The organism is uncultured Plantibacter sp. (genome assembly GCF_963518075.1).
Lineage (GTDB): Bacteria > Actinomycetota > Actinomycetes > Actinomycetales > Microbacteriaceae > Plantibacter > Plantibacter flavus_A.
In genome coordinates this window covers 148,096-171,205 of the sequence record NZ_CAUQHZ010000008.1, presented here as the reverse complement: position 1 = coordinate 171,205, position 23,110 = coordinate 148,096, and the positions used below count along the sequence as shown (strand labels likewise).

Below are 23,110 nucleotides of genomic sequence, written 5' to 3'. Positions count from 1 at the left end.
CGTCCATCTTGGAACCGGTCTCGACGAGCGCGGTCGCGAGGATCGTGAGGGATCCACCGTTCTCGATGTTGCGAGCGGCACCGAAGAAACGCTTCGGCGGGTACAGCGCCGCGGCATCGACACCACCGGAGAGGATCCGACCCGAGGCGGGTGCGGCCAGGTTGTAGGCACGACCGAGACGCGTGATCGAGTCGAGCAGCACGACGACGTCGTGGCCGAGCTCGACGAGACGCTTGGCGCGCTCGATCGCGAGTTCGGCGACCGTCGTGTGGTCCTCGGCCGGCCGGTCGAAGGTGGAGGCGATGACCTCGCCCTTCACCGTGCGCTGCATGTCGGTGACCTCTTCGGGACGCTCGTCGACGAGCACGACCATGAGGTGGACCTCAGGGTTGTTGATCGAGATCGCGTTGGCGATCTGCTGCAGGACGATGGTCTTCCCGGCCTTCGGCGGGGCGACGATCAGGCCGCGCTGTCCCTTGCCGATCGGTGCGACGAGGTCGATGATGCGCTGCGTGAGCTTCGTCTGCTCCGTCTCGAGACGGAGGCGCTCCTGCGGGTACAGCGGGGTCAGCTTGCCGAACTCGACGCGGGCGCCGGCCTCGTCGACGGACAGGCCGTTGACGGAGTCGACCTTGACGATCGCGTTGTACTTCTGGCGGCTGCTGCTGTCGTTGTCGCGCGGCTGACGGATGGCCCCGACGACGGCGTCGCCCTTGCGCAGGTGGTACTTCTTCACCTGGCCGAGGGAGACGTAGACGTCGTTGGTGCCCGGGAGGTAGCCGGAGGTGCGCACGAAGGCGTAGTTGTCGAGGACGTCGAGGATGCCGGCGACCGGGATGAGGACGTCGTCCTCGGCGATCTCGGGCTCGACGTCGTCGTTCTGCACGGATCCGCGACGCTTGCGGTCGCGGTAGCGGCTGCGGCCGCCACGACCCTCGGACTCGTCGCCCGGTGCGCCCTGGTTGCCGCGGTTCTGCCCCTGCTGCTCCTGCTTGGCGTCGGCCTTCACGCCGGCATCGGCGTTCTGGCCACCGTTGTTCTGGTTGCGCCCGCGGCCGCGACCGCGACGTCCGCCGGACGACTGGCCGTCCTGCTGCTCGCCGTCCTGGGTGTCGTCGGCGTCCGTGTTCGCGGCGTCGTCGTTCGAGTCCTGCTCGGAGGCGTTCTGTGCGGCGCGGCGCTGCTCGCCGCCGGCCTGCTCGCCGGTGCCCTGCTCAGCCGTGTTCTGCTCGGCGTCGTCGGCGTTGCGGTCGCGATCGCGTCCGCGACCACGGCGGTTGCCGCGCGAACGCCTGGGCGTCTGCTCGGGGGTCGTCTCGTCGGCGCTCTGCGACGCAGCGGTCGCGGCGGCGTCGTCGGACTGCTCGGCGGGAGCCGCGTCGGCCGGAGCGGACGGCGCCTCGGCCTCGACCGGGGCGGGTGCGGCTGCCGGCGCAGCCGGTGCCTCGACGACGGGGGCGCCGACGATCGGGGTCGCGTTCGGGGCGACGGTGGCCGTCGTGGCCCGGCGGGACTTGCGTCGCGCCGGCGGGGCCGCCTTCTCGGCACCGAAGGCCTGGTCGAGCGCGAGGTCGAGCTCAGGCAGCTTGGACTGCACCGGTGCCTCCGGCGCGACTTCGAGCGCGGAGACCGACTCGATGACGTCGGCGGTCTCGGTGGCCGCGGCGTCGGTGTCGGTGTCGGTGCTGTTCTGGATGGTCTGGATGGCTTCGACCAGCTCGCCCTTGCGGAGCTTCGAGGCTCCGGCCACTCCGAGAGCGGCGGCGAGACGCTGCAGGTCGGCGACCTTGAGCGTCTTCGGGTCGGCATCCAGCGAGACGCCTGAGGCGCCTTCGTTGACGTCTGTCACGTGTGTCTTCCTTCCCTTGCGTCGAGACAGAGCTGTCTCGCGCAGGCGGCGATCGCACCGGAATCCTGTGCGGCGGGTGGGTGATGTTCACACGACGCAGAGCCTGTGCGGATAGCCCGGTGCGACGACCCGGCGGAGCGCTGCTCAGCAGGATGGAAACACGGTGGGACCCGAACAGACGCGATCAATTGGTGCGAAAGCGATGATTGTGCGGAATTGCCCCGGAAGCCGGTTACGCCGAAGAGGCGGGGTGGGCCGGGTGCCCTCCCACTGTAGCACCCTTGAAGTCGACCGCGAGCATGAGCGACTGCCACGGGGTGGTGGCGTGCTCGGCGACCAGCGTGGTGGCTTCGAGGCGTCGTCCGGGATCGTCCGCGAGGACGAGGATCGACGGACCGGCGCCGGACACGACGGCGGCGAAGCCGTGCTCGCGCAGCAGCGTGATGAGGGTGTTCGTCTCGGGCATCGCTGCGGCGCGGTAGCTCTGGTGGAGCCGGTCCTCGGTGGCCGCGAGCAGGAGCTCGGGGCTCTGCGTGAGCGCGGCGACGAGGAGCGCCGAACGCGAGACGTTGAACGCCGCGTCGGCGTGCGGCACGTTGGCGGGCTGCAGGCTGCGGGCGAGTTCCGTGGACATCGTGTGCTCGGGGACGAGCACGAGCGGCGAGACCCCGCGGTGCACGATGAGCTTCTTGTGCTGTGGGCCGTCGTCCGTCGTCCACGCGATCGTCAGGCCGCCGAACAGCGCCGGAGCGACGTTGTCGGGGTGACCCTCCATCTCCGTCGCGAGCCGGAGGAGGTCGTCCGGACCGAGCTCGACCCGACCCTCGAGGAGCCCCTTCGCCGCCATGATGCCGGAGACGATCGCTGCGCCCGAGGAGCCGAGGCCGCGGCCGTGCGGGATGACGTTCCGCGCGACGACGTCGAGACCGGGGAGATCGTGGCCGTAGGCACGCAGAGCGTGCGCGATCGCGGTGATCACGAGGTTCGACGCATCGGTCGGCACCTCGCCGGCGCCGACACCGATGACCTCCACGAACACGCCGGGCTCCTCGCGGACCGTGACGGTCAGCTCGTCGTACAGGGCGAGCGCCAGACCGAGCGTGTCGAAGCCGGGGCCGAGGTTGGCGGTGGTCGCCGGCACCTTCACGGTGACGGTGCGTCCGATCGCAAGCGGTTCGGTGTGACTCATAGGGATGCCTGCAATCTGGTGAGAGGTCGTCGAGCGACGCGGTCGGGGGTCGTGCGGTTCGGCACCTACTCGGCTCCTTCGACCCGGAGCACGGACACGACCCGCTCGACGTGGGCGTTCGAGGCGAGCTGCTCGACCGTGGCCGCGAGGGCCGATTCGAGCGCCCGGTGGGTGCCGATGACCAGGGTAGCGGTCGACAGCGTCCCGTCCGAGGAGGCCACGGACTGCTGGAAGGTCTCGACCGAGACGCCGCCGTCGCTGAGGATCCCCGCGACCGCGGCGAGCACGCCGGGTTCGTCGGCCACCTCGAGGGTGACCTGGTATCGCGTCGTGACGCGGCCGATCTCGAGGACCGGCAGGTCGGCGTGCGTGGACTCGCCGACACCGGGGCCGCCGGCGACGTGACGACGGGCCGCGGAGACGAGGTCGCCGAGGACCGCGGAGGCGGTCTCCTTGCCGCCGGCGCCCGCGCCGTAGAACATCAGGCTCCCGGCGTTCTCGGCCTCCACGAAGACGGCGTTGTTGCCGCCGTGCACGGCGGCCAGAGGGTGCTCGCGACCGATCAGCGCCGGGTAGACGCGGGCGGAGAGGCCCTCCTCGCCGGTCGTCTCATCGACGATCCGCTCCGCGATCGCGAGCAGCTTGATGACGTATCCCTCGCTGCGGGCGAGATCGACCTGCGCCTTCGTGATCCCGGTGATGCCCTCACGGTGGACGGCCTCGACGGGGACGGTGGTGTGGAAGGCGAGACTCGCGAGGATGGTCGCCTTCTGCGCCGCGTCGTAGCCCTCGACGTCGAGGGTCGGGTCGGCCTCGAGGTACCCGAGCTCGCTCGCGACGGCTGCCGCGTCCTCCATCGTGTCGCCGAAGCGGTCCATCCGGTCGAGCATGTAGTTCGTGCTGCCGTTGACGATGCCGAGCACCCGGTTGATGCGGTCGCCCGCGAGGCTCTCCCGCAGGGGTCGGATGATCGGGATCGCCGCGGCGACGGCCGCCTCGTAGTACAGCTGGGCGCCGACCTGCTCAGCGGCGTCGAACAGTTCCGGGCCGTGCGTCGCGAGCAGCGCCTTGTTGGCGGTGACGATGTCGGCACCGGCGTTGATGGCCTGCAGGATGTGGCTGCGCGCCGGCTCGATGCCGCCGATGAGCTCGATCACGATGTCTGCGCTCAGGATGAGCTGCTCGGCATCGGTCGTGTACAGCTCCTTCGGCAGGTCGACGTCGCGAGGTGCGTCGACGTCGCGCACGGCGATGCCGATGAGCTCGAGGCTCGCTCCGGCGCGGGACGCCAGTTCGTCGGCGTGCTCGAGCAGCAGACGCGCCACCTGCGAGCCCACCGATCCGGCGCCCAGCAGGGCGACCTTCAGTCCGCGGTATTCGATCATTCCGTGTCCAATCCCGCATCGCGGCTGAGGAGGTCGTGCTCGGTCTCGCCCCGCACGATGACGCGGGCCGCGCCACCCGACACGGCGACGACGGCCGGGCGACCGAGGTAGTTGTAGTTGCTCGCGAGGGACCAGCAGTAGGCCCCGGTCGCGGGGACGGCCAAGAGGTCGCCGTCGCGGACGTCGGCCGGCAGGTAGTCGGCGTTCACGACGATGTCGCCCGACTCGCAGTGCTTGCCGGCGATCCGGACGAGCGCAGGAGGCGCCTCACTCACGCGGTCGGCGATCCGGACCGTGTAGTCCGCGCCGTACAGCGACGGCCGGGCGTTGTCGCTCATCCCGCCGTCGACGCTGACGTAGCGGCGGACGGCCGTCTCGCCCTCGTCGTTCCAGGCGACCACGACGTCCTTGATCGTGCCGACCTCGTAGAGCGTGATGCCGGCGCCGCCGATGATCGCGCGTCCCGGTTCGAAGGCGAGCTTCGGGATCCGGACGCCGTGGAGGTCTGCCGCAGCCTGGACACCGGCGAGGATGTCCGCCGCGAGCTGCTCGATCGGCGTCGGGTCGTCGGCGCTGGTGTAGGCGATGCCGAAGCCGCCACCGAGGTTGAGCTCGGGCACGGGGCCGCCCTCGAGCAGGTGTGCGTGCACGGCGAGCAGGCGGGCCGCGGATTCGGCGAACCCGTCGGACCCGAAGATCTGCGAGCCGATGTGGCAGTGGAGTCCGAGGAAGTCGAGCGAGGCGTGCGTCCGGATGCGCGCGACGGCGTCGGCGGCGTCCTCGAGCGGCAGCCCGAACTTCTGGTCCTCGTGGGCGGTCGCGAGGTACTCGTGCGTGTGGGCGTGGACGCCGCTGTTCACGCGCAGGCGCACCGACTGGACCCGGCCAGCGCGCTCGGCCGCCGCGGCGACGCGGTCGATCTCGGTGAGGCTGTCGAGCACGATCGCGCCGATCCCGACACCCACGGCTCGCTCGATCTCCGCGACCGACTTGTTGTTGCCGTGGAAGCCCAGCTGGGCCGGATCGGTTCCGGCGGCGAGTGCGACGGCGAGTTCTCCACCGCTGCAGATGTCGATGCGGAGGCCCTCCGCCGTCATCCAGCGCGCGACCTCGGCCGAGAGGAACGCCTTCCCCGCGTAGTAGACGGCGACACTCGTGCCGCGGGCCGCCGCTTCACGCTCGAACGCCTCTCTCAGCGTGCGGGCGCGGGCCCGGGCGTCGTCCTCGTCGACGACGTAGAGGGGCGTGCCGAAGCGCTCCTGGAGCGTGCGGACGTCGACGCCGCCGAGCTGCAGGAGGCCGTCGGTGTCGCGGGCGGCCGAGGCCGGCCACACGGCCTTATCGAGCGCGTTCGGATCGACGGGCTCGGCGAGCCAGTCGGGGGCGAGGGGGTTTCTGGCCACGGGGGTGTCCTGAGTCCTGTTGAGCGGAAAAGGAGGTTCTCGTTGGGCGAGCGGACCCGGTTTGGCCCCTGAAGCACCGATTTGCAGAGCACCGATGAAGGTGGATGCGCACGACCCGGTGGTTGGTGATCCCGGTCGTCCGCACCCATCGCCGCTCGGTTGGAACGACTGTGGTGGAACACGGGCCCGAGGGCCCGACGGCACACCTCACCGCCCGGTCGGAGCAGTGGGTGTGTGGAAAGTCTAGCGAGACGCGCGTGACCGTGCAGCATCGTGACGTCGGGCGGCCCGCTCCCCTCCCCCGCCGGGTGGCGGGGTGAGGCTCAGTCGCAGCTGCCGAGCGTCTGCAGCGACGCCTCGTCGAGCCGGAGCGTCGTCGACGTCAGGGTGGCGGTCGCCGCCTCCGGCGTCACCGCGAGTCCATCGAGGTCGACCCCCTCGGGCAGGTACTGGGCGACGCAGATGCTCGGCGGGTCGCCCTGCAGGAAGCCGGTCACGAGCGCCCGCAGGTCGATGACGCCGAGGAGCCCGGTGTCGACGTTCACGGACGTCGGCATGAGGTTCACCCGGTCGGCCGTGGTGGTCGGCGCCACGGAGAAGTCGTACGGGATCGTGAACCCGAGGACGGTCGCCTCACCCGCGTACCCGATCTCGTCGGCGCCGAGGGTGAGCGTGCCAGGAAGCCCGGCCATCTCGGCGAGGTCCGCCGCTCCGGCGGCATCGATCCTGATGGTCGCCACCACCCGACCGATGGTCTGCTCCGGGTCGAGGGGGATCCGGTCCGCGCTCACCCGGAGATCCAGCGGGATGCCGTCGACGCTCGCGTCCGGAGCACGCAGGTCGACGTGCTCGAACGTTCCGGTGAGGTACTGGGCGATGACCGAGGCACCGCCGATCGACACGGAGACGTCCGCGTCGACGTTGTCGGGGAGGCTCTGCTCGATCTGCGTCGCGACGCGCTCCTCGGCGACGCCGCGCACGATCGTGTCGGCGATCAGGAACGCGCCGACGAGGACGACGAGCACCCCGACCACGATGACGATCGGAAGCCAGGGACGCCTGCGCTTGCCCGACGGTTGCTGCTCACTCATGTTCCGAGGGTAGCGAACCGTCGTCTCCGGGGCCGCGTCAGCAGACCTGGTCGAGCTCGACCTCCGGCATGTCGAGCACCCTGCCACTGAATCGCTCCCAGTCGGCAGTCGAGGTGGGATACAAGGCCGCCAGCGTGAACCCTTCCAGCTCGGTGAGGTTCGAGTCCTCCAGGGAACTCCTCGTCAGGACGTCCGGCGAGATGAACGCCGCACGAACCGGGTCACCGGGGATGACGAACGCCGGCGCGACCGTCTTCCCGCCCTCGCCCCGGACGACGACGGAGAGTGCCCCGTCGATCTGCAGCGTGCTCGTGCCCACCTCCTCGAGCTCGATCTCGAACGGCGCGCACTACACCGGAGGCGAGACGATGTTCTGGAAGTAGTCCATGGTGCCGACGCTGCCGGCGTGCAGGCCGTCGGAAAACTGCAGGCGGATCGAGACGCCGGACCCTTCCGTTCCGAACGGTGCGAACGCGCGGAGGTCCACGGCCGACGCGGAGGTCGCGCTCGGCGCCGCGGTGCCGGGAACGCCCGAGCCCTGGCCGACACAGCCCGAGAGCGACAGGGCCGCCGCGATCACGACGACGACGAGGGACGGGCGGGACGTGAGGCTGCGCATCCTGTCACGCTACCGAAGGACTCACCGCTCGGACAGCGCACACCGGAGATAGGCGCGAGCGCAGGACCGTTCCCGGGGAACCGTCCTGCGCTCGCGCGGATCTCCTGCTGCGGGGACGCTACATGCGCTCCGGCGCGGAGACGCCGAGGAGCGCCAGCCCGTTCCGGATGACGGTGCCGGTCGCGTCGTTCAGCCAGAGGCGCGTGCGGTGCAGGTCGGTGACCGGCTCCTCCCCCATCGGGACGACCCGGCAGCTGTCGTACCACTTGTGGTACAGGCTCGCGGTCTCCTCCAGGTGCCGGGCGACGCGGTGCGGCTCGCGCAGCTGTGCGGCCTGCGCGACGATCCGCGGGAACTCCTGGAGGACGCCGAGGAGCGCCGACTCCGTCTCGTGGACGAGCAGCTCCGGTGCGAAAGCGCTGCGGTCGACCCCGGCCGAGGCGGCGTTGCGCGCCACCGAGTTCGTGCGGGCATGCGCGTACTGGACGTAGAACACGGGGTTGTCGTTCGTCCGGCTGCGGAGCTGCTCCGGGTCGAGGGCCAACGGCGAATCGGCCGGGTAGCGACCGAGCGAGTACCGCAGGGCGTCCGTCCCGATCCAGGCCTGCAGGTCGTCCAGCTCGATGATGTTGCCGGCCCGCTTGGAGAGCCGGGCGCCGTTCACGCTCACGAGCTGCCCGATGAGCACCTCGATGTCGCGGTCCGGGTCGTCTCCGGCCGCGCCCGCGAGCGCCTTCAGCCGGTGGACGTACCCGTGGTGGTCGGCACCGAGCAGGTAGATCTTGTGCTGGAAGCCGCGGTCGCCCTTGTTCAGGTAGTACGCGGCGTCGGCGGCGAAGTAGGTGTAGACCCCGTTGGAGCGACGGATGACGCGGTTCTTGTCGTCGCCGAAGTCCGTCGTGCGCACCCAGACGGCGCCCTCCTCGTCGAACACGTGCCCCTGCTCGCGCAACCGGTCCACGGCCTGGTCGATGAGGCTCGTGCCGTCCTCGCCCGTCGCGTGCAGGGTGCGCTCGCTGAACCAGACGTCGAAGTGGACGTTGAAGCGCTCGAGGGACGCGCGGATCTCACCGAGCTGCAGGGCGTAGGCGCGTTCCCGCGCGACCTCGCGGGCGTCCGGACGCTCGAGGAGGTCGGGGATCTCGGCCAGTACGGTCTTCGCGAGGTCGCCGATGTACGCCCCGGGATAGCCGCCCTCCGGCGTCGGCTCCCCCTTGGCCGCGGCGAGGATCGAGTCCGCGAAGGTGTCCATCTGGTTGCCGGCGTCGTTGATGTAGTACTCGCTGACGAGCGTCGCGCCGGACGCGCTCAGGACACGGGCCAGCGAGTCGCCGAGCGCGGCCCAGCGCGTGTGGCCGATGTGGAGCGGGCCGGTCGGGTTGGCCGAGACGAACTCGATGTTGATGGTCTGACCGGCGAGGCTGTCGTTGCGACCGAACGCGTCACCGGCGTCGACGATCACTTTCGCGAGCGCACCCGCGGCAGCGGCGTCGAGGCGCACGTTGATGAACCCGGGACCCGCGACCTCGACCGAGGCGACACCGTCGACCTGCACGAGCGCGTCGGCGAACTCCTGCGCGAGTTCGCGCGGGTTCGCGCCCACCCGCTTCGCGAGCTTCATCGCGATGTTGCAGGCCCAGTCGCCGTGATCGCGGTTCTTCGGCCGCTCCAGCACCACGTCGTCGACCGACACCGCGACCTCGTCGGTGATGCCCGCCGCCTCGCGTCGTCGTTCGACGATCGGAACGACGATGGCGTGCAGGGCGGAGGCGAGGTCTTCAGGAGTCACGAGGAGCGATTCTACCCGGGCGCGTCGCAGCAGCGACACGGTGGTCCTCTGGGGCGACCGTCAGGCGAGCACGACCGCCCGCGCCGGGTCGTCGGCGGGCAGGACGTCGATCAGGGCGTCGATCCGCATGTCTTCGACGGTCACGTTGCCGTGGTGGTTGCTCAACCAGGCCACGTCCGCGGCGTCGCGTCCGGTGGCGATGCGGACGAGCGACTGGCGCGGTGCCAGACCCGTCGCGTCGACCACATGCCAGGCGCCGTCGACGAAGCCCTCGGCCACCGCGTGGAAGTCCATGGGCACGAGACCCGGGGCGTAGACCGCGGCGTACCGGGCCGGGATGTCGAGCGCCCGCAGCATCGCGATGGTCAGGTGTGCGAAGTCCCGGCACACGCCACGCCCCGCGGCCAGGGTCGACACCGCACTGTCCGACACGGTCGTGGAGCCGGAGACGTAGGAGAGGTGTCGTCCGACCCAGGCCGCCACCCATGGCAGCACCTGCAGACCGCCGGACACCGTGCCGTCCTCGTGCAGGCGACGGTGCTCGAGCAGGTAACCGAGCTCGGAACGCGCGAGCGAGAACAGCGCGTCCGACTCGCAGTACCGGCTGGGACGGAGGTACGTCACGGTCTCCAGGGCGTCCACGGGACGCGGCACGGCCTGCCCGACGACCACCGCCTCGTAGTCGACCTGCAATCGGCCGGGCTCGGCGATGACCCGGTGGAGTCGTGTGTCGTCCGGACCCGCGATCTCGGTCACGGCGCACGGGCCGTCCGAGGAGTACACCTGCAGTCGCTCGCTGGCCAGCGGGGTGCCGCCGGCTGCAGCGATGGAGAAGATGAGGTCGGCTCGATCGTGCACCCGCAGATCGAGCGACGCGGTCAGGGTGCGCTGCATGACCTCATTGTTCCACGCGACGGGCGACGCGGATCCCGCACGCCTCCGGTACCGGCGTGGGTCCCGACTCTGGTAGCTTGGACGTGTTCCGCCTTCGTAGCTCAGCGGAAGAGCGCTTCCCTCCGGAGGAAGAAGTCGCTGGTTCGAATCCAGTCGAGGGCACCATCACCATCTCGCGAGGTCCTGCTTCGCATCGCTCCGACTCCGGGACGCGGGGGCCATGCACCGAGCCGATCCCCTGCCGCAGCCGACGGTCCGCTTCCTGCGCTGGGCCAGCGCCGTCGAGCTCGACCTCGCCGGCACGGCCGCCCTGCTGGACGCGCCCGCCCGAGACCGCCTCGACACCTCCTCCGCGACCTCGGCCCGGCGGTTCCTGTTCGGTCGTGCACTGCTCCTGCGCACCGTCGCGGAGACGATCGGTACCGACCCCGAGCGGATCGAGGTCACGGCGGTCTGCCCGGACTGCGGTCTCGCGCACGGACGACCACGGGTGCGCGCGGGAGGCCGGACCGTCCACGTGAGCGTCTCCCACACCGCCGACGCCTCAGCGGTGGCGGTGTCGACCGAGCACCCCGTCGGTGTCGACGTCGAACGGATCGACGTGGCCCGGTTCACCGGGGTCGAGGACGTCGCCCTCACCCCCGCGGAACGGGAGCAGTGGCAGCGCCTGCCGGACCGACGACGCCTGCGGGCGCTCGCCGAGCGCTGGACGGCGAAGGAGGCCGTGACGAAAGCTCTCGGGACGGGCCTCACGACCGATCCCGCGACGATCGACCTCGGGCCGGATGCCGCACCGCGCGTCACCGAGACCGCCGGCCACCGCTTCGTCATCGACCACCAGGAGCGTGCGCCGGGATTCGTCATCGCGACGGCCCTCATGCTCCCCTGACCCGGTTCAGCCGACGGGGAAGGGCGGGAGCGTCTCCTGGAAGAGCCACGCGTCGAGGAGCGGCTCGACCGGTGCCGGTGCATGTCGATCGGCCGTCCGGATGAAGTCGTCCGTCGACACGCTCGAGTGCCGGAAGGACGCCACCCAGTCACGCAGGAGGTCGAAGAAGGCCTCGTCGCCGAGCAGCCGGCGTACGGCGTGCAGGGCGATCGCGCCTCGCTTGTAGACCCGGTCGTCAAACATGTCCGCGGGTCCCGGATCGCCGACGAGGAGGTCCTGCGGTGCACGTCGAAGCGCCGCGTAGTGCGCCCGGGCACAGGCCTCAGCGGTCTCAGCGCCCGACTCCTCCGACCACAGCCACTCGGCGTAGCAGGCGAAGCCCTCGTGCAACCAGATGTCCCGCCAGGTGGCGATCGTCAGGCTGTTCCCGAACCACTGGTGGGCGAGCTCGTGCGCGATCAACCGCTCCGAACCGCTGACGCCGTCGACGTGGTTGCGGCCGAACACGCTCATCCCCTGCGCCTCGAGTGGGATCTCCAGCACGTCGTCCGTGACGACGACGCCGTAGCTGCCGAAGGGGTAGGGCCCGAAGGCGCGCTCGAAGCACGCCAGCATGTCGACCTGCTCGGCGAAGTCGTGTCGGAACCGCGCGGTGAGGTCGCGTGGCAGGTGTGCGACGACGGGCACCGTGCTCGTCGCGACCCGAGCGCTGACGGCGAGCCGCTGGTACCGGCCGATCTGCACCGTCGCGAGGTAGGCGGCCATCGGTTCGGGCTGCTCGTAGACCCACGTGGTCCGGCTCGCGCGGGCGACCCGCGACACCAGCTCCCCGGGGGCGACGACCGTGTACGCCGACGACGCCGTGACACTGATCCGATAGGACGACTTGTCCGAGGGGTGGTCGTTGCAGGGGAACCAACTGGACGCACCGCACGGCTGGGACGCCACGATGACGCCGTCCTCGAGTTCCTCCCAGCCGATCTCGCCCCAGGGGCTGCGCACGGGACGGGGCGCACCCGAGTACCGGACGAGCACGGAGAACTCGGCGCCGGCCGCGATGGTGTCCCGGGGCGTCAGCGTGAGCTTGCCCGAGCCGTGCGTCCGCTTCGCGTCGGCCCCGTCGACCTGGACACGGGTGACGCGCAGCGCGGCGAGGTCGAGCGAGAACCGTGTGAGCTCCTCCGTCGCGACGGCGGTGAGCCGAGCCGTGGCGGACAGGGCGTTGCGGTCGACGTCGTAGTCGAGCTCCAGCTCGTACCGGACGACGCGGTAGCCACGATTCCCGCTGGAGGGCGTGTAGGGGTCGCCTGCGCTCCGCAGACGGGCGAGAGCCTCCCCCATCAGGACGCGACCTGGGGCTCCCGGTACTCCGCCGTCGTCACCTCGCGCCACGGGCCGATCGGGTTGCCGCTCCACCGGGTGCCGGCCGGGACGCGTTCGCCGCGCATGACGAGCGAGGCCGGCCCGACCGTCGCATCGTCGTCGATCCGCGCCCCGGGGAGGATGACGCTGTGCGGCCCGAGCGTGGCGCCCGATGCGAGTTCGACCTGATCCATACTCATGATTCGATCATGGAACAGGTGCGTTTGCACAACGCAGCCCCGGTTGACCGTCGCGCCGTCGCCGAGTCGGACGAGGTCGGCCTCCGGCAGCCAGTAGCTCTCGCACCAGACCCCACGACCGATGCGGGCACCGAGCGAGCGCAACCACCAGGTGAGGGCGGGTGTACCGGTGGCGGGTGCCGCGAACCAGGGCGCCGCGACCATCTCGACGAAGGTGTCGGACACCTCGTTGCGCCAGATGAACGAGGACCAGAGCGGGTGCTCCCCCGTGCGGATCGGTCCGACGATCACCCACTTGGCGACGGTCGTGATCCCCGCCGCGACCGCGCCGGCCGCCAGGAGCACGGCTCCGCTGACGGCGATCGCGACACCGAGACCCCAGGTGTCGGCGAACCAGGCGAGCGCGAGGAGCACCAGGAGCGCGATGCCGGTCGTCACCATGACGGGGACGATGCGGCAGAGCTCCCACAGCGCGCGGGCGATCCGGAGCCGGAGCGGCGGGTCGTAGGTCCGGTCGAGATCGGCGTCGGACACCTGCCGCCGGAGTCGCATCGGCGGGCTCCCGAGCCAGGACGAGCCGGACTTGGCCTTCCGCGGTGCGGCCGACAGCACGGCGACGAGGCCGTTCTTCGGCACGTGCATGCCGGGGCCCGCCATGCCGGAGTTGCCGAGGAAGGCGCGCTTGCCGACGGACGCACCGGCGATCCGCATCCACCCGCCACCGAGCTCGTAGGAGGCCACCATCGTGTCGTCCGCGAGGAACGCGCCGTCGCCGACGGTCGTCATCCGCGGGAGGAGGAGGACCGTCGAGGCCTCCACGTTGCGTCCGACCTTCGCCCCGAGCAGACGGAGCCAGACGGGCGTGAAGAGGCTCGCGTACAGGGGGAAGAGGAGGGTGCGCGCGGCGTCCAGGAGCCGCTCCGTTGCCCACACCTGCCAACCGACCCGACTGCGCACCGGGAAGTAGCCCTCGCTGAGACCGAGGCCGAGCAGACGGACGAGGCCGATCGTGCTGATCGCCAGGACGACGAACCACACGAGGGTGGCGATGGGCACCCAGAGGAGCGCGCGCCAGGAGAAGTCGAGCAGGCTGGTCGCGCCCGACGCGCCCGCCGCCACGACCGCCGCCGCCAGCACGAAGGCGAGGAACGGCAGCACCGACAGCAGCGCCGATCCCGCGCCGTACGCGAACAGCCAGCGTCGGCGACGCGGGGGTCGCTCGGTCGGCCAGACCGGTTTCGCCTTGCCCACTCGGACGGCGGGCGACCCCGACCACAGGTGTCCGGAGGGGACGCGGCCGAAGACGGACGATCCCGGGGCGATCTCCGCACGCTTGCCGATCCGGGTGCCGGCGAGCAGGGTGCTGCGAGCGCCGACCGTGCTCTCCGCGCCGATGTGGACGTGGCCGAGTCGGAGCGTGTCGCCGTCGACCCAGTAGCCGCGGAGGTCGACCTCGGGCTCGATCGATGCGCGCGCCCCGACGGTGAGGAACCCGGTGACGGGCGGCACGCTGTGGAGGTCCGCGTCGGCACCGATCTTCGCGCCGAGCGCCCTGGCGTAGCTCGAGATCCACGGGGCACCGGCGAGACTCACCGCGCCGACCGTGTCGGCGACGCGTTCGGCGAGCCAGAGCCGCACATGGACCGAGCCACCGCGCGGGTAGTCGCCCGGGCGGACGCCGACGAGGAGGAGCTTCGCCGCGACGACGGAGATCGCCATGCGTCCGATCGGGGTGATGACCACGAGGAACCCGAGGGCGATCCACCACCAGGAGACCATGGGGAGGTACGGGACGTCCGCGACGAGGCCGAGGACCCGACTGCCGGCGAGCAGGTACACGAGCCACCGGAGTCCGACGAGGATGAGGAGCGGGACACCCAGGAGGGTCTGTGCCCACTGGGTCGCGAGCGGCGTCGGGAGCACGGGGTCCGCGACGGCCGCCCGACTGCGACGCTCGGGGCGTCGGCCGTCGAGTTCGGCGGCCATCGCGCCGAGTCGGGGGTGGCCGTAGATGTCGGCGACGGTGAACTCGGCATCGCGGGTGCGGATGAGCGAGACGAGCTGCGCGGCCGCCAGGCTCCCGCCGCCCAGGCTGAAGAAGTTGTCGCTCTCGGCCGTGACCCGGACCCCGAGGACGGCCGTCCACTGCTCGGCGAGCCACGCGGCGGTGCCCGACAGGGTCGAGGCGTCCTCCCCGCCGGCGGCGTCGAGCGGCCACGGCAGCGCGGCTCGGTCGACCTTGCCGGAGGTGCGGGTGGGCAGCTCGCCGACGACCGCGAGGAGCGGGACGAGCGGTGCCGGGAGCTGCTCACGGAGGGTGTCGAGCGCCCGCTCGAGGGAGAACCCGTCGCGGTCGGGCACCGCGAGGTACCCCACGAGGACGGCGTTCCCGGCGGCGGTGCGCTGGACGGCTGCTGCCGCACCCGAGACGCCCGGCAGCGCCTGCAGGGCGGCCTCGATCTCCCCGAGTTCCACGCGCCGACCGCCGATCTTCACCTGATCGTCCGCGCGCCCCTGGAACACGAGTCCTGTGGCCTCGTAGCGGACGAGGTCGCCGCTCCGGTACGCCCGCGACCACCCGATGCTCGGCATGGGCGCATACCGTTCGGCGTCCTTGGCTGGGTCGAGGTACCGGGCGAGTCCGACGCCGCCGATGATGAGTTCGCCGACGCCGCCCTCCTCGACCGGGACGCCCTCGGCGTCGACCACGGCGAGGTCCCAGCCGTCGAGCGGCAGTCCGATCCGCACGGGCTGCTCGCCGGTCAGCAGCGCGGCGCAGGCGACGACGGTGGCCTCGGTGGGTCCGTAGGTGTTCCAGACCTCTCGGCCGTCCACGGCCAGCCGCGCGGCGAGCTCCGGCGGGCAAGCCTCGCCGCCGAAGATGAGCATGCGGATGTTCTCGAGGGATTCGGCGGGCCACATCGCCGCCAGCGTGGGCACCGTCGACACCACGGTGATGCCCTTCGCGGTGAGCCAGGGTCCGAGGTCCATGCCGCTGCGGACGAGCGAGCGCGGCGCCGGGACCAGGCACGCGCCGTGTCCCCAGGCGAGCCACATCTCCTCACACGACGCGTCGAAGGCGACGGACAGGCCGGCCAACACACGATCACCGGGGCCGAGCGGTTCCGCCTGGAGGAAGATCCGCGCCTCGGCGTCGACGAACGCGGCGGCAGAGCGGTGCGAGACGGCGACGCCCTTCGGCATGCCCGTCGAGCCGGAGGTGAAGATGATCCAGGAGTCGTCGCCCGGTCGCGGTGGTTCGAGGACCGGGATCGCCCGGGTGCCCGGGTGGGGTGCCGCGCCCGTCGCGAGTTGCACCCGGTCGGGGTCGGCGGCGTCGTCGGCCGGGTCCTCCGTTCCGCGGCGCGAGCGCTCGAAGACACCGCCGTCGACCAGCACGCCGACGACGGCCGCCTCACCGAACACGAGTCGTGCCCGCTCCTCCGGGTCGTCGGCATCGACGGGGACGTAGGCCGCTCCGGTGAACAGGATCCCGAGGATCCCGAGGTAGAGGTCGCGGGTGCCCGAGGCGATCCGGACACCGACCCGGTCACCGCGGCGGACCCCGGCGGCGAACAGCCCGGCCGCGACCCGCTCGGCACTGAGGACGAGCTCGCGGTAGCTGAGCGCGCCCTCCGCGTCCTCGATCGCCGAGGCCTCGGGATGCGACTCGGCGACGTCACGGAGGACGTCGAGGAGGGTGCGTTCGGCCGGTGCGCGCACGCCACCGAGCAGCGTGGGCTGCCGCTCGAGGAGGAGGGCGGTGCTGGTGTCGGCGTCCATACGCGATCCCCTGTCGTCCGGCTGTTCAGCGCCGCCAACGGTAGGCAGCGCGCATGGACGGTTGGTGAACACCAGTCAACCGCCAGATGTCGTGGAATCGTCGGCGACGCTCCGCCGAGCCCCGGCATCCTCGGAGGACGCGCGCCTACCATGGCTTGCATGACCATCGACTACTCCGTGCCCCAGGAACGCCAGCTCGTGACCGCCATCCCCGGCCCCCGATCGCTCGCACTCACGGAACGGCGCCGCCGGGCGGTGTCGGGCGGTGCCGGCAACCTCGCGCCGGTGTGGATGGACCACGGCTCCGGCGGCATCCTCGTGGACGTCGACGGCAACCACATCATCGACCTCGGAACGGGCATCGGTGTGACGACCATCGGACACGCCAACCCCGACGTCGCCGCGGCAGCAGCCGAGCAGGCCACGAAGCTCACGCACACGCTCTTCACCGTGACGCCGTACGAGAACTACCTGCGGGTCGCGGAGAAGCTGTCCGAGATCACGCCGGGCGACTTCGAGAAGCGATCGATCCTCCTGAACTCCGGCGCCGAGGCCGTCGAGAACGCCGTGAAGATCGCGAAGAAGTACACCGGTCGCCGCGCGATCGTCGCCCTCGACCACGCCTTCCACGGACGCACGAACCTGACGATGGCGATGACCTACCGGCCGGCGCCCGAGCGCCTCGGGTTCGGTCCGTTCCCCGGCGAGATCTACAGCGTCCCGCTCTCCTACCCCTTCCGCGACGGACTCGACGGACCGGCGGCCGCCGAAGTGACGATCGACTACATCGAGCGGCACATCGGTGCGAGTGAGGTCGCCGCGTTCTTCGCCGAACCGGTCCTCGGCGACGGCGGCATCGTCATCCCCGCGCCCGGCTACTTCGCGCGCATCAGCGAATGGTGCACCGAGAACGGGATCGTGTTCGTCGCCGACGAGATCCAGGCCGGCATCGGACGCACCGGCGCCTGGTACTCGATCGAGCACCACGGTGTCGTGCCCGATCTCATCACGAGCGCCAAGGGCATCGCCGGCGGCTTCCCGCTGTCGGCCGTGACCGGGCGCGCCGAGATCATGGACGCCGTCCAGCCCGGTGGCATCGGCGGCACCTTCGGCGGCAACCCGGTGTCCACGGCGGCCGCGCTCGCGACGTTCGAGGTCATCGAGCGCGAGGACTTGCTGGGCGAGGCCCGTCGGGTGGAGGCGACCCTGCGATCGCTCATGGGCGACTGGGCCGAGCGCTTCGACATCGTCGGCGAGGTCCGGATCATCGGTGCGATGGCCGGCGTCGAGTTCGTCGTCCCCGGCACGAAGCAACCGCACCCCACGGCACTGCAGACCGTCATCGACGCGGCGATCGCGCAGGGCGTGCTCGTGCTCGACGCCGGCTCCTGGGACTCGGTGCTGCGACTCCTCCCGAGCGCGGTCATGTCCGACGAGCTCCTCCGCGACGCGGTGTCCGTCCTCGAAAACGCCCTGGGTCAGGTCGCCAGCGCGGTGCGCTGACGCGAGCGCGGGTCTCTGCGCACGGAACCCTTCGGCCAGCGCGGTGCGCTGACGCGAGCGCGGGTCTCTGCGCGCTGGGGCCTTCCGCCAACGCGGTGCGCCCACGCGAACCCGCCCGAATCGGCGCGGGCGCGGCCCGCGCGCGTGAGCGCGGGTCTCCAGAGGGGCGCGCTCGCGGCTGTGCCCCGCGGTGACGTCAGCGCACCGCGCTGACGCAACCGACGAACGGGTCAGTCGACGGTGACGAAGTCGATGAGCTGCTCGACGCGACCGAGGAGCTCCGGCTCGAGGTCGTTGAAGGTCCGGACCTGACCGAGGATGCGCTTCCAGGCACGGGCGATGTCGGCTTGCGAGTCGTGCGGCCAGCCGAAGGCCTGGCAGATGCCCTTCTTCCACTCGATGGAGCGAGGGATGGTCGGCCACTCGCGCAGACCGACCCTGGCGGGCTTCACGGCCTGCCAGACGTCGACGTACGGGTGTCCGACGATGAGGACGTTCCGGCCGTTCGGTCCGGCCATGACGGCGTCGGCGATCCGCTGCTCCTTCGAGCCGGGGACCAGATGGTCGACGAGGACGCCGACACGACGGTCGGGGCCGGGCCGGAACTCGGCGAGCGCGGCGTCGAGGTGGTCGACGCCCGCGAGGTATTCGACGACGACGCCCTCCACGCGGAGGTCGTCACCCCAGACCCGCTCGACGAGTTCCGCGTCGTGGCGGCCCTCGACGAAGATCCGGCTCGCGCGAGCCACCCGAGCGGTCGTCTCCACCGCGAAGGAGCCGGAAGCGGTGCGCGCCCGCCCGGTCGGTGCACGCTTCGGCACGACGAGGACGACGGGCTCACCCTCGAGGAGGAACCCCGCCCCCATCGGGAACACGCGCCGCTTGCCGCGGTAGTCCTCGAGCTCGACCGTCTTCGCCTCGACGCGTGTGATAGCGCCGCAGAAGCCGCCCAGTTCCTCGACCACGAGGTCGGTCACCGCCTCGACCTCGCGGGCCACCACGCGGTTCTTCTTCCGCCAGTCCCCCGCGAGGACGTCCTGACCGTACCTGTCTTCGAACACCCGTCAACGCTACGACAGCACCGTTCACAACTCAGGATCACCGCGGCGTGGCGGCGGCACCTGCCGCCTCGGGCCGACGACACTCCGAGATCGTCCTGAATTGCGAACCGCGCCGGTACTCAGGCTGCGGCGCGCTCGGCCTCGCGGGCGAGACCGCCGAGCAGGAGCCCGAGCTGGTCGTCCACGGTGCCCGGGTCCTCCGGGTGCCACTGCACGCCCGTGATCGGCAGGGTGCGGTGCTCGATCGCCTCGACGGTGCCGTCGGAGGCCCAGGCGACGGCACGCAGACCCTCGCCGAGCTCGCCGACCGACTGGTGGTGGGCGCTCTGCACCTGGAGGTGACGGGCGCCGAGTCGGAACGCGAGGGCGCTCGAGGGGTCGAGCTCGACCTCGTGCGGGGTCATGCTCTCATCGACCGGGACGCCCTCGTTGCGGTGGGCGCTGTGCTCACCGAGGTCCTGCACGAGCGTCCCGCCGAGGGCGACGTTGATGATCTGGTGACCGCGGCAGATCCCGAGCAGCGGCGTGCCACGCTCGGCGGCGCGACGGGCGACCGCGAGCTGGGCGCGGTCGGCCTCGGGGAAGTGCTGGCCTTCGGCGCGGTAGCCGGTGGTGCCGCCGTACTGGGCGGGATCGATGTCGGCTCCGCCCATGATGACGACGGCGGAGGCCCCGTCGGTCGAGGCGAGGAGCGCATCGGTGCCGAGGTCGTGCGCGGCCAACCGGGTCACGCGCCAGCCTGCCCGTTCGGCGGCGGCGATGGTCCGTCCGACGAGGATCTGCACGTACTCGTGGTACGCCTGGTCGTCCTCACGGAACCTGGTGACCTCGACGAGCGCCAGCATGGGTGAGACGTGTCCTTGCATGATGCTCCTTCCAGGGGTTCCGTGAGGTGACTCCACCAGTCTCACCGGGCGGATGCCCTCGCGCGAGCTGCCGTGTCACGGTCGGTAACAGAGTCCCGGTGGGCGTCGGTGAAGCCCGGTCACCGCCGTATAGCACAGCTGTGGTTCGGCACGCTCGCTGGGAGCCCGCTGTAGAGATGTCGAGGGCCCGGACCTAGACTCGGAACCGAGCCGCGGGGTGGGGCTCCAGGGTCCGAACGAGTGACGAGGTGGCCGATGCGGGTTCGCTGGGCGGTATCGATCTGGGCCTGCTGCGTGGCCGTGCTCCTCGGAGTGGGAGCCACCGCCGCCTGGGCGGAGAGCCCGGTGCAGCTCGGGGCCGGGCGCGTGTCCGACAGCGCAGGTGTCCTCAGCAGCGGTGAGGTCACCGAGATCACGACGGCCGTCGACGAGCTGGCCGCGGATCACGGCGTCGACCTCTGGGTGGTCTACGTGCCGACCTTCACCGACCCGAGTGACGCCGAGTCCTGGGCGAACCAGACCGCGAAGGACAACAACCTCGGACCGAACCAGTACCTGCTGGCCGTGGCGACCGAGGACCGCGCCTACTACCTCTCCGGCGACTCCAGCGGACCGGTGAGCGGTGACCAGCTGACCGAGATCGAGCAGCAGCGGATCCTGCCGCAGCTGCGTGATGACGACTGGACCGGCGCCGGCGTCGCTGCCGCCGAAGGCCTGGGTGCCGCCGTCGGCGGCGGGTCGATCGGGGGCACCGGTAGCGGATCAGGTGGCTCGACCGGGTGGCTGACCATCCTGCTGATCGTGGTCGTCGCCGTCGTGGCCGTCGTCCTCCTGGTCGTCTTCCTCCGCCGGCGCCGTGCTGCGAACGGCGACGGCGCGGTGACCGCGGGCCGGCAGGGGGCGCCGGTCGACCCGCTGACCATCGCCCCGATCCCCGAGCTCGAACGACTCGCCGGCAGTGCGCTCGTCCAGACCGACGACGCGGTCCGGACGAGCGAGGAGGAGCTCGGCTTCGCGACCGCCTCCTACGGCGAACCGGCCACGGCCGCGTTCACCGCTGCCCTCGCCGGAGCGAAGGACGACCTCTCGCACGCTTTCGCACTCAAGCAGCGGCTCGACGACGCCGAGCCGGACACGGAGCAGCAACAACGCGAATGGAACCTCCAGATCATCCGGCTCTGCGAGCACGCGAACCACGTGCTCGACGAACAGGCCGCCTCGTTCGACGAGCTCCGCGCGCTCGAGAAGAACGCGCCCGCGGCGGTCGAGGAGCTGCGAGCCAGGGCGGCCGCAGCCGGACCGACGGTGACGGCCGCGCAAGACGCGGTGCACGCCCTGCAGACGCGCTACAGCCCCGACGCCCTCATCACCGTGATCGACAACCCGGCGCAGGCGACCGAGCGACTCGCCTTCGCCACTGCGGCGATCTCGGACGCAGCTGCGCGGCTCGCCGCCGGAGACTCGGGCGAGGCCGCCGTCGGCATCCGCGCCGCGGAGGAAGCGCTCGATCAGGCCACCCAGCTCACCGGGGCCGTGAAGCGGCTGCAGGCGGATCTGACGACCGCCGAGCAGCACCTCGCCGCCAGACTGGCCGAATTGGACGGGGACGTCGCCGCGGCGGGCGGCCAATCCGACCCGACCGGCACCCTCGCCGCAGCGGTCGCGAGCACCACCGCGACGGTCTCCCAGGTGCGCGGCGCGCTCGGCGCACCGAACAACCCGATCGCCCTCCTCGCCCGCCTGGATGCGGCGAACACGCAGATCGACGGCGCTCTCCAGGGGGTGCGCACCGCGGCGGAGCAGCGACAACGCGCCGCGGCCGCCCTCGGACAGACCCTGCAGACGGCGGGCGCGCAGGTGTCGGCTGCAGAGGACTTCATCGTCTCGCGGCGCGGAGCCGTCGGCCCGGAGGCCCGGACGCGCCTCGCCGAGGCCGGCCGAACCCTCGTGCAGGCCCAGGGCCTCGCCGCCAGCGACCCGACGCAGGCGCTCCCCCTCGCCCAGCGCGCCAACTCGCTCGCGAGCCAAGCGGTGCAGCTCGCCCAGGCCGACCTCGGGCAGTTCCAGAGCCAGTCGGCGGGCGGACTCGACGGCATGTTCGGCGGCGGCCAGGGTCAGCAGGGCGGCAACGGGATGCTCGGTGCGGTCCTCGGCGGCATCCTGATCAACTCCGTCCTCGGCGGCGGGTCCCGTTCCGGCGGCGGCATGTTCGGCGGCGGCGGATCGAGCGGCGGCATGTTCGGCGGCGGCTCCGGTCGCTCACGCAGCGCCGGCAGCTTCGGTGGCGGCGGCACCCGATCCCGACGCGGCGGCGGTCGCTTCTGATCCGCTGCACCACCCATCTCATCACCAGACACCGACCGACACGACCCAGCAGGACACGAGAGAGGAACCACACCATGGCAGAGAAGCAGTCCATCTTCGGACGCATCGCCCAGCTGACCAAGGCCAACATCAACGCGCTGCTCGACTCCGCCGAGGACCCGCAGAAGATGCTCGACCAGATGGTCCGGGACTACACGAACTCGATCGCCGACGCCGAGAGCGCGATCGCCGAGACGATCGGCAACCTCCGGCTCCTCGAACAGGACCACCAGCAGGACGTCGAGGCGGCCTCCGAGTGGGGCACGAAGGCGCTGGCCGCGAGTCGCAAGGCCGACGAATACCGTCAGGCGGGCAACGCCGCAGACGCCGACAAGTTCGACAACCTCGCGAAGATCGCGCTCCAGCGCCAGATCGGCGCCGAGAACGAGGCCAAGCAGGCCGAGCCGCAGCTGGCGTCCCAGACGAAGGTCGTTGAACAGCTGAAGAACGGCCTCAACGGCATGAAGACGAAGCTCGAGCAGCTGAAGACGAAGCGCAGCGAGCTGGTCGCCCGGGCCAAGACCGCCGAGGCGCAGCGCAAGGTCGCGGACGCGGTCGGCAGCATCGACATCATGGATCCGACGAGCGACCTCAGCCGCTACGAGGACAAGATCCGTCGCGAGGAGGCGAAGGTGCTCGGCCAGCAGGAGCTCGCCGCATCGAGTCTCGACGCGCAGTTCAACGAGCTCGAGGACCTCGGCGAGCTGACCGAGGTCGAGGCCCGGCTCGCCGCACTGAAGGGCGGCGGTTCCGCGTCGCCCGCGATCGAGTCCTCCGGCCCCGAGTACACGCCGAACGCCGACCACTCCTGACGATCCGACGGGCCCTCGGAACCTCCCGAGGGCCCGTCGCCCTCGCCCCCT

17 protein-coding genes and 1 tRNA gene are annotated in these 23,110 nt (G+C 71.3%); 5 read left to right on the top strand and 13 right to left on the bottom strand.

Features of this window, described 5'->3' with window-relative positions:
• The 9 genes from rho to RWN05_RS11490 all read right to left on the bottom strand — a co-directional run.
• The coding region (gene rho, locus RWN05_RS11530; protein WP_314139632.1) for a transcription termination factor Rho at positions 1 to 1,849 on the bottom strand (1,849 nt) is incomplete at its 3' end.
• A 232-nt stretch (positions 1,850 to 2,081) separates the two neighbouring features.
• Complete coding sequence (thrB, locus tag RWN05_RS11525; protein ID WP_314139631.1) at positions 2,082 to 3,038, bottom strand: homoserine kinase; 957 nt, start codon at positions 3,036 to 3,038, stop codon at positions 2,082 to 2,084.
• A 65-nt stretch (positions 3,039 to 3,103) separates the two neighbouring features.
• Positions 3,104 to 4,423: a homoserine dehydrogenase gene (locus tag RWN05_RS11520; RefSeq protein ID WP_079002763.1), complete on the bottom strand. Its 1,320-nt coding sequence runs from the start codon at positions 4,421 to 4,423 to the stop codon at positions 3,104 to 3,106.
• Positions 4,420 to 5,826, bottom strand: coding sequence for a diaminopimelate decarboxylase (gene lysA, locus RWN05_RS11515; RefSeq protein ID WP_314139630.1), 1,407 nt, complete (start codon positions 5,824 to 5,826; stop codon positions 4,420 to 4,422). The genes RWN05_RS11520 and lysA overlap by 4 nt, the downstream gene beginning before the upstream one ends.
• Before the next feature lie 323 nt (positions 5,827 to 6,149).
• Complete coding sequence (locus RWN05_RS11510; RefSeq protein ID WP_314139629.1) at positions 6,150 to 6,917, bottom strand: DUF2993 domain-containing protein; 768 nt, start codon at positions 6,915 to 6,917, stop codon at positions 6,150 to 6,152.
• 37 nt (positions 6,918 to 6,954) lie between these two features.
• A complete protein-coding gene (locus RWN05_RS11505; protein WP_314139628.1) occupies positions 6,955 to 7,236 on the bottom strand; it encodes a hypothetical protein in 282 nt (93 codons plus the stop codon).
• Between the two features lie 30 nt (positions 7,237 to 7,266).
• On the bottom strand, positions 7,267 to 7,536 hold the full coding sequence (locus tag RWN05_RS11500; protein ID WP_314139627.1) for a hypothetical protein: 270 nt from the start codon (positions 7,534 to 7,536) through the stop codon (positions 7,267 to 7,269).
• A gap of 118 nt (positions 7,537 to 7,654) precedes the next feature.
• On the bottom strand, positions 7,655 to 9,325 hold the full coding sequence (locus RWN05_RS11495) for an arginine--tRNA ligase (RefSeq protein WP_064295369.1): 1,671 nt from the start codon (positions 9,323 to 9,325) through the stop codon (positions 7,655 to 7,657).
• A gap of 60 nt (positions 9,326 to 9,385) precedes the next feature.
• A complete protein-coding gene (locus RWN05_RS11490; RefSeq protein ID WP_314139626.1) occupies positions 9,386 to 10,219 on the bottom strand; it encodes a transglutaminase family protein in 834 nt (277 codons plus the stop codon).
• A gap of 90 nt (positions 10,220 to 10,309) precedes the next feature.
• Here RWN05_RS11490 and RWN05_RS11485 point away from each other — a divergent pair.
• Positions 10,310 to 10,384, top strand: a tRNA-Arg gene (locus tag RWN05_RS11485).
• A gap of 55 nt (positions 10,385 to 10,439) precedes the next feature.
• Positions 10,440 to 11,108: a 4'-phosphopantetheinyl transferase superfamily protein gene (locus RWN05_RS11480; protein ID WP_314139625.1), complete on the top strand. Its 669-nt coding sequence runs from the start codon at positions 10,440 to 10,442 to the stop codon at positions 11,106 to 11,108.
• Between the two features lie 6 nt (positions 11,109 to 11,114).
• Here the strand turns inward: RWN05_RS11480 and RWN05_RS11475 are convergent, their stop codons facing one another.
• Positions 11,115 to 12,449 carry a M1 family metallopeptidase gene (locus RWN05_RS11475; RefSeq protein WP_314139624.1) on the bottom strand — a complete coding sequence of 445 codons (1,335 nt, stop codon included), beginning with the start codon at positions 12,447 to 12,449 and terminating at the stop codon, positions 11,115 to 11,117.
• Positions 12,449 to 16,453, bottom strand: a complete 4,005-nt coding sequence (locus RWN05_RS11470; RefSeq protein WP_314139623.1) for a Pls/PosA family non-ribosomal peptide synthetase — start codon at positions 16,451 to 16,453, stop codon at positions 12,449 to 12,451. The genes RWN05_RS11475 and RWN05_RS11470 overlap by 1 nt, the downstream gene beginning before the upstream one ends.
• Before the next feature lie 159 nt (positions 16,454 to 16,612).
• Here RWN05_RS11470 and RWN05_RS11465 point away from each other — a divergent pair, with 159 nt between their 5' ends.
• A complete protein-coding gene (locus RWN05_RS11465; protein ID WP_399542967.1) occupies positions 16,613 to 17,956 on the top strand; it encodes an aminotransferase class III-fold pyridoxal phosphate-dependent enzyme in 1,344 nt (447 codons plus the stop codon).
• A 230-nt stretch (positions 17,957 to 18,186) separates the two neighbouring features.
• On the opposite strand, the gene RWN05_RS11460 is transcribed toward RWN05_RS11465, so the two are convergent.
• Entirely contained in the window at positions 18,187 to 19,017 is an 831-nt protein-coding gene (locus RWN05_RS11460; RefSeq protein ID WP_071262446.1) for a DUF3097 domain-containing protein, read from the bottom strand.
• A 119-nt stretch (positions 19,018 to 19,136) separates the two neighbouring features.
• Positions 19,137 to 19,883, bottom strand: coding sequence for a gamma-glutamyl-gamma-aminobutyrate hydrolase family protein (locus RWN05_RS11455; protein WP_064295286.1), 747 nt, complete (start codon positions 19,881 to 19,883; stop codon positions 19,137 to 19,139).
• A 255-nt stretch (positions 19,884 to 20,138) separates the two neighbouring features.
• On the opposite strand from RWN05_RS11455, the gene RWN05_RS11450 reads away from it, so the two are divergent.
• Both RWN05_RS11450 and RWN05_RS11445 read left to right on the top strand, forming a co-directional pair.
• Complete coding sequence (locus tag RWN05_RS11450) at positions 20,139 to 22,208, top strand: TPM domain-containing protein (RefSeq protein WP_314139620.1); 2,070 nt, start codon at positions 20,139 to 20,141, stop codon at positions 22,206 to 22,208.
• A 74-nt stretch (positions 22,209 to 22,282) separates the two neighbouring features.
• Positions 22,283 to 23,059: a PspA/IM30 family protein gene (locus tag RWN05_RS11445; RefSeq protein WP_314139619.1), complete on the top strand. Its 777-nt coding sequence runs from the start codon at positions 22,283 to 22,285 to the stop codon at positions 23,057 to 23,059.
• Positions 23,060 to 23,110 lie beyond the last annotated feature (51 nt).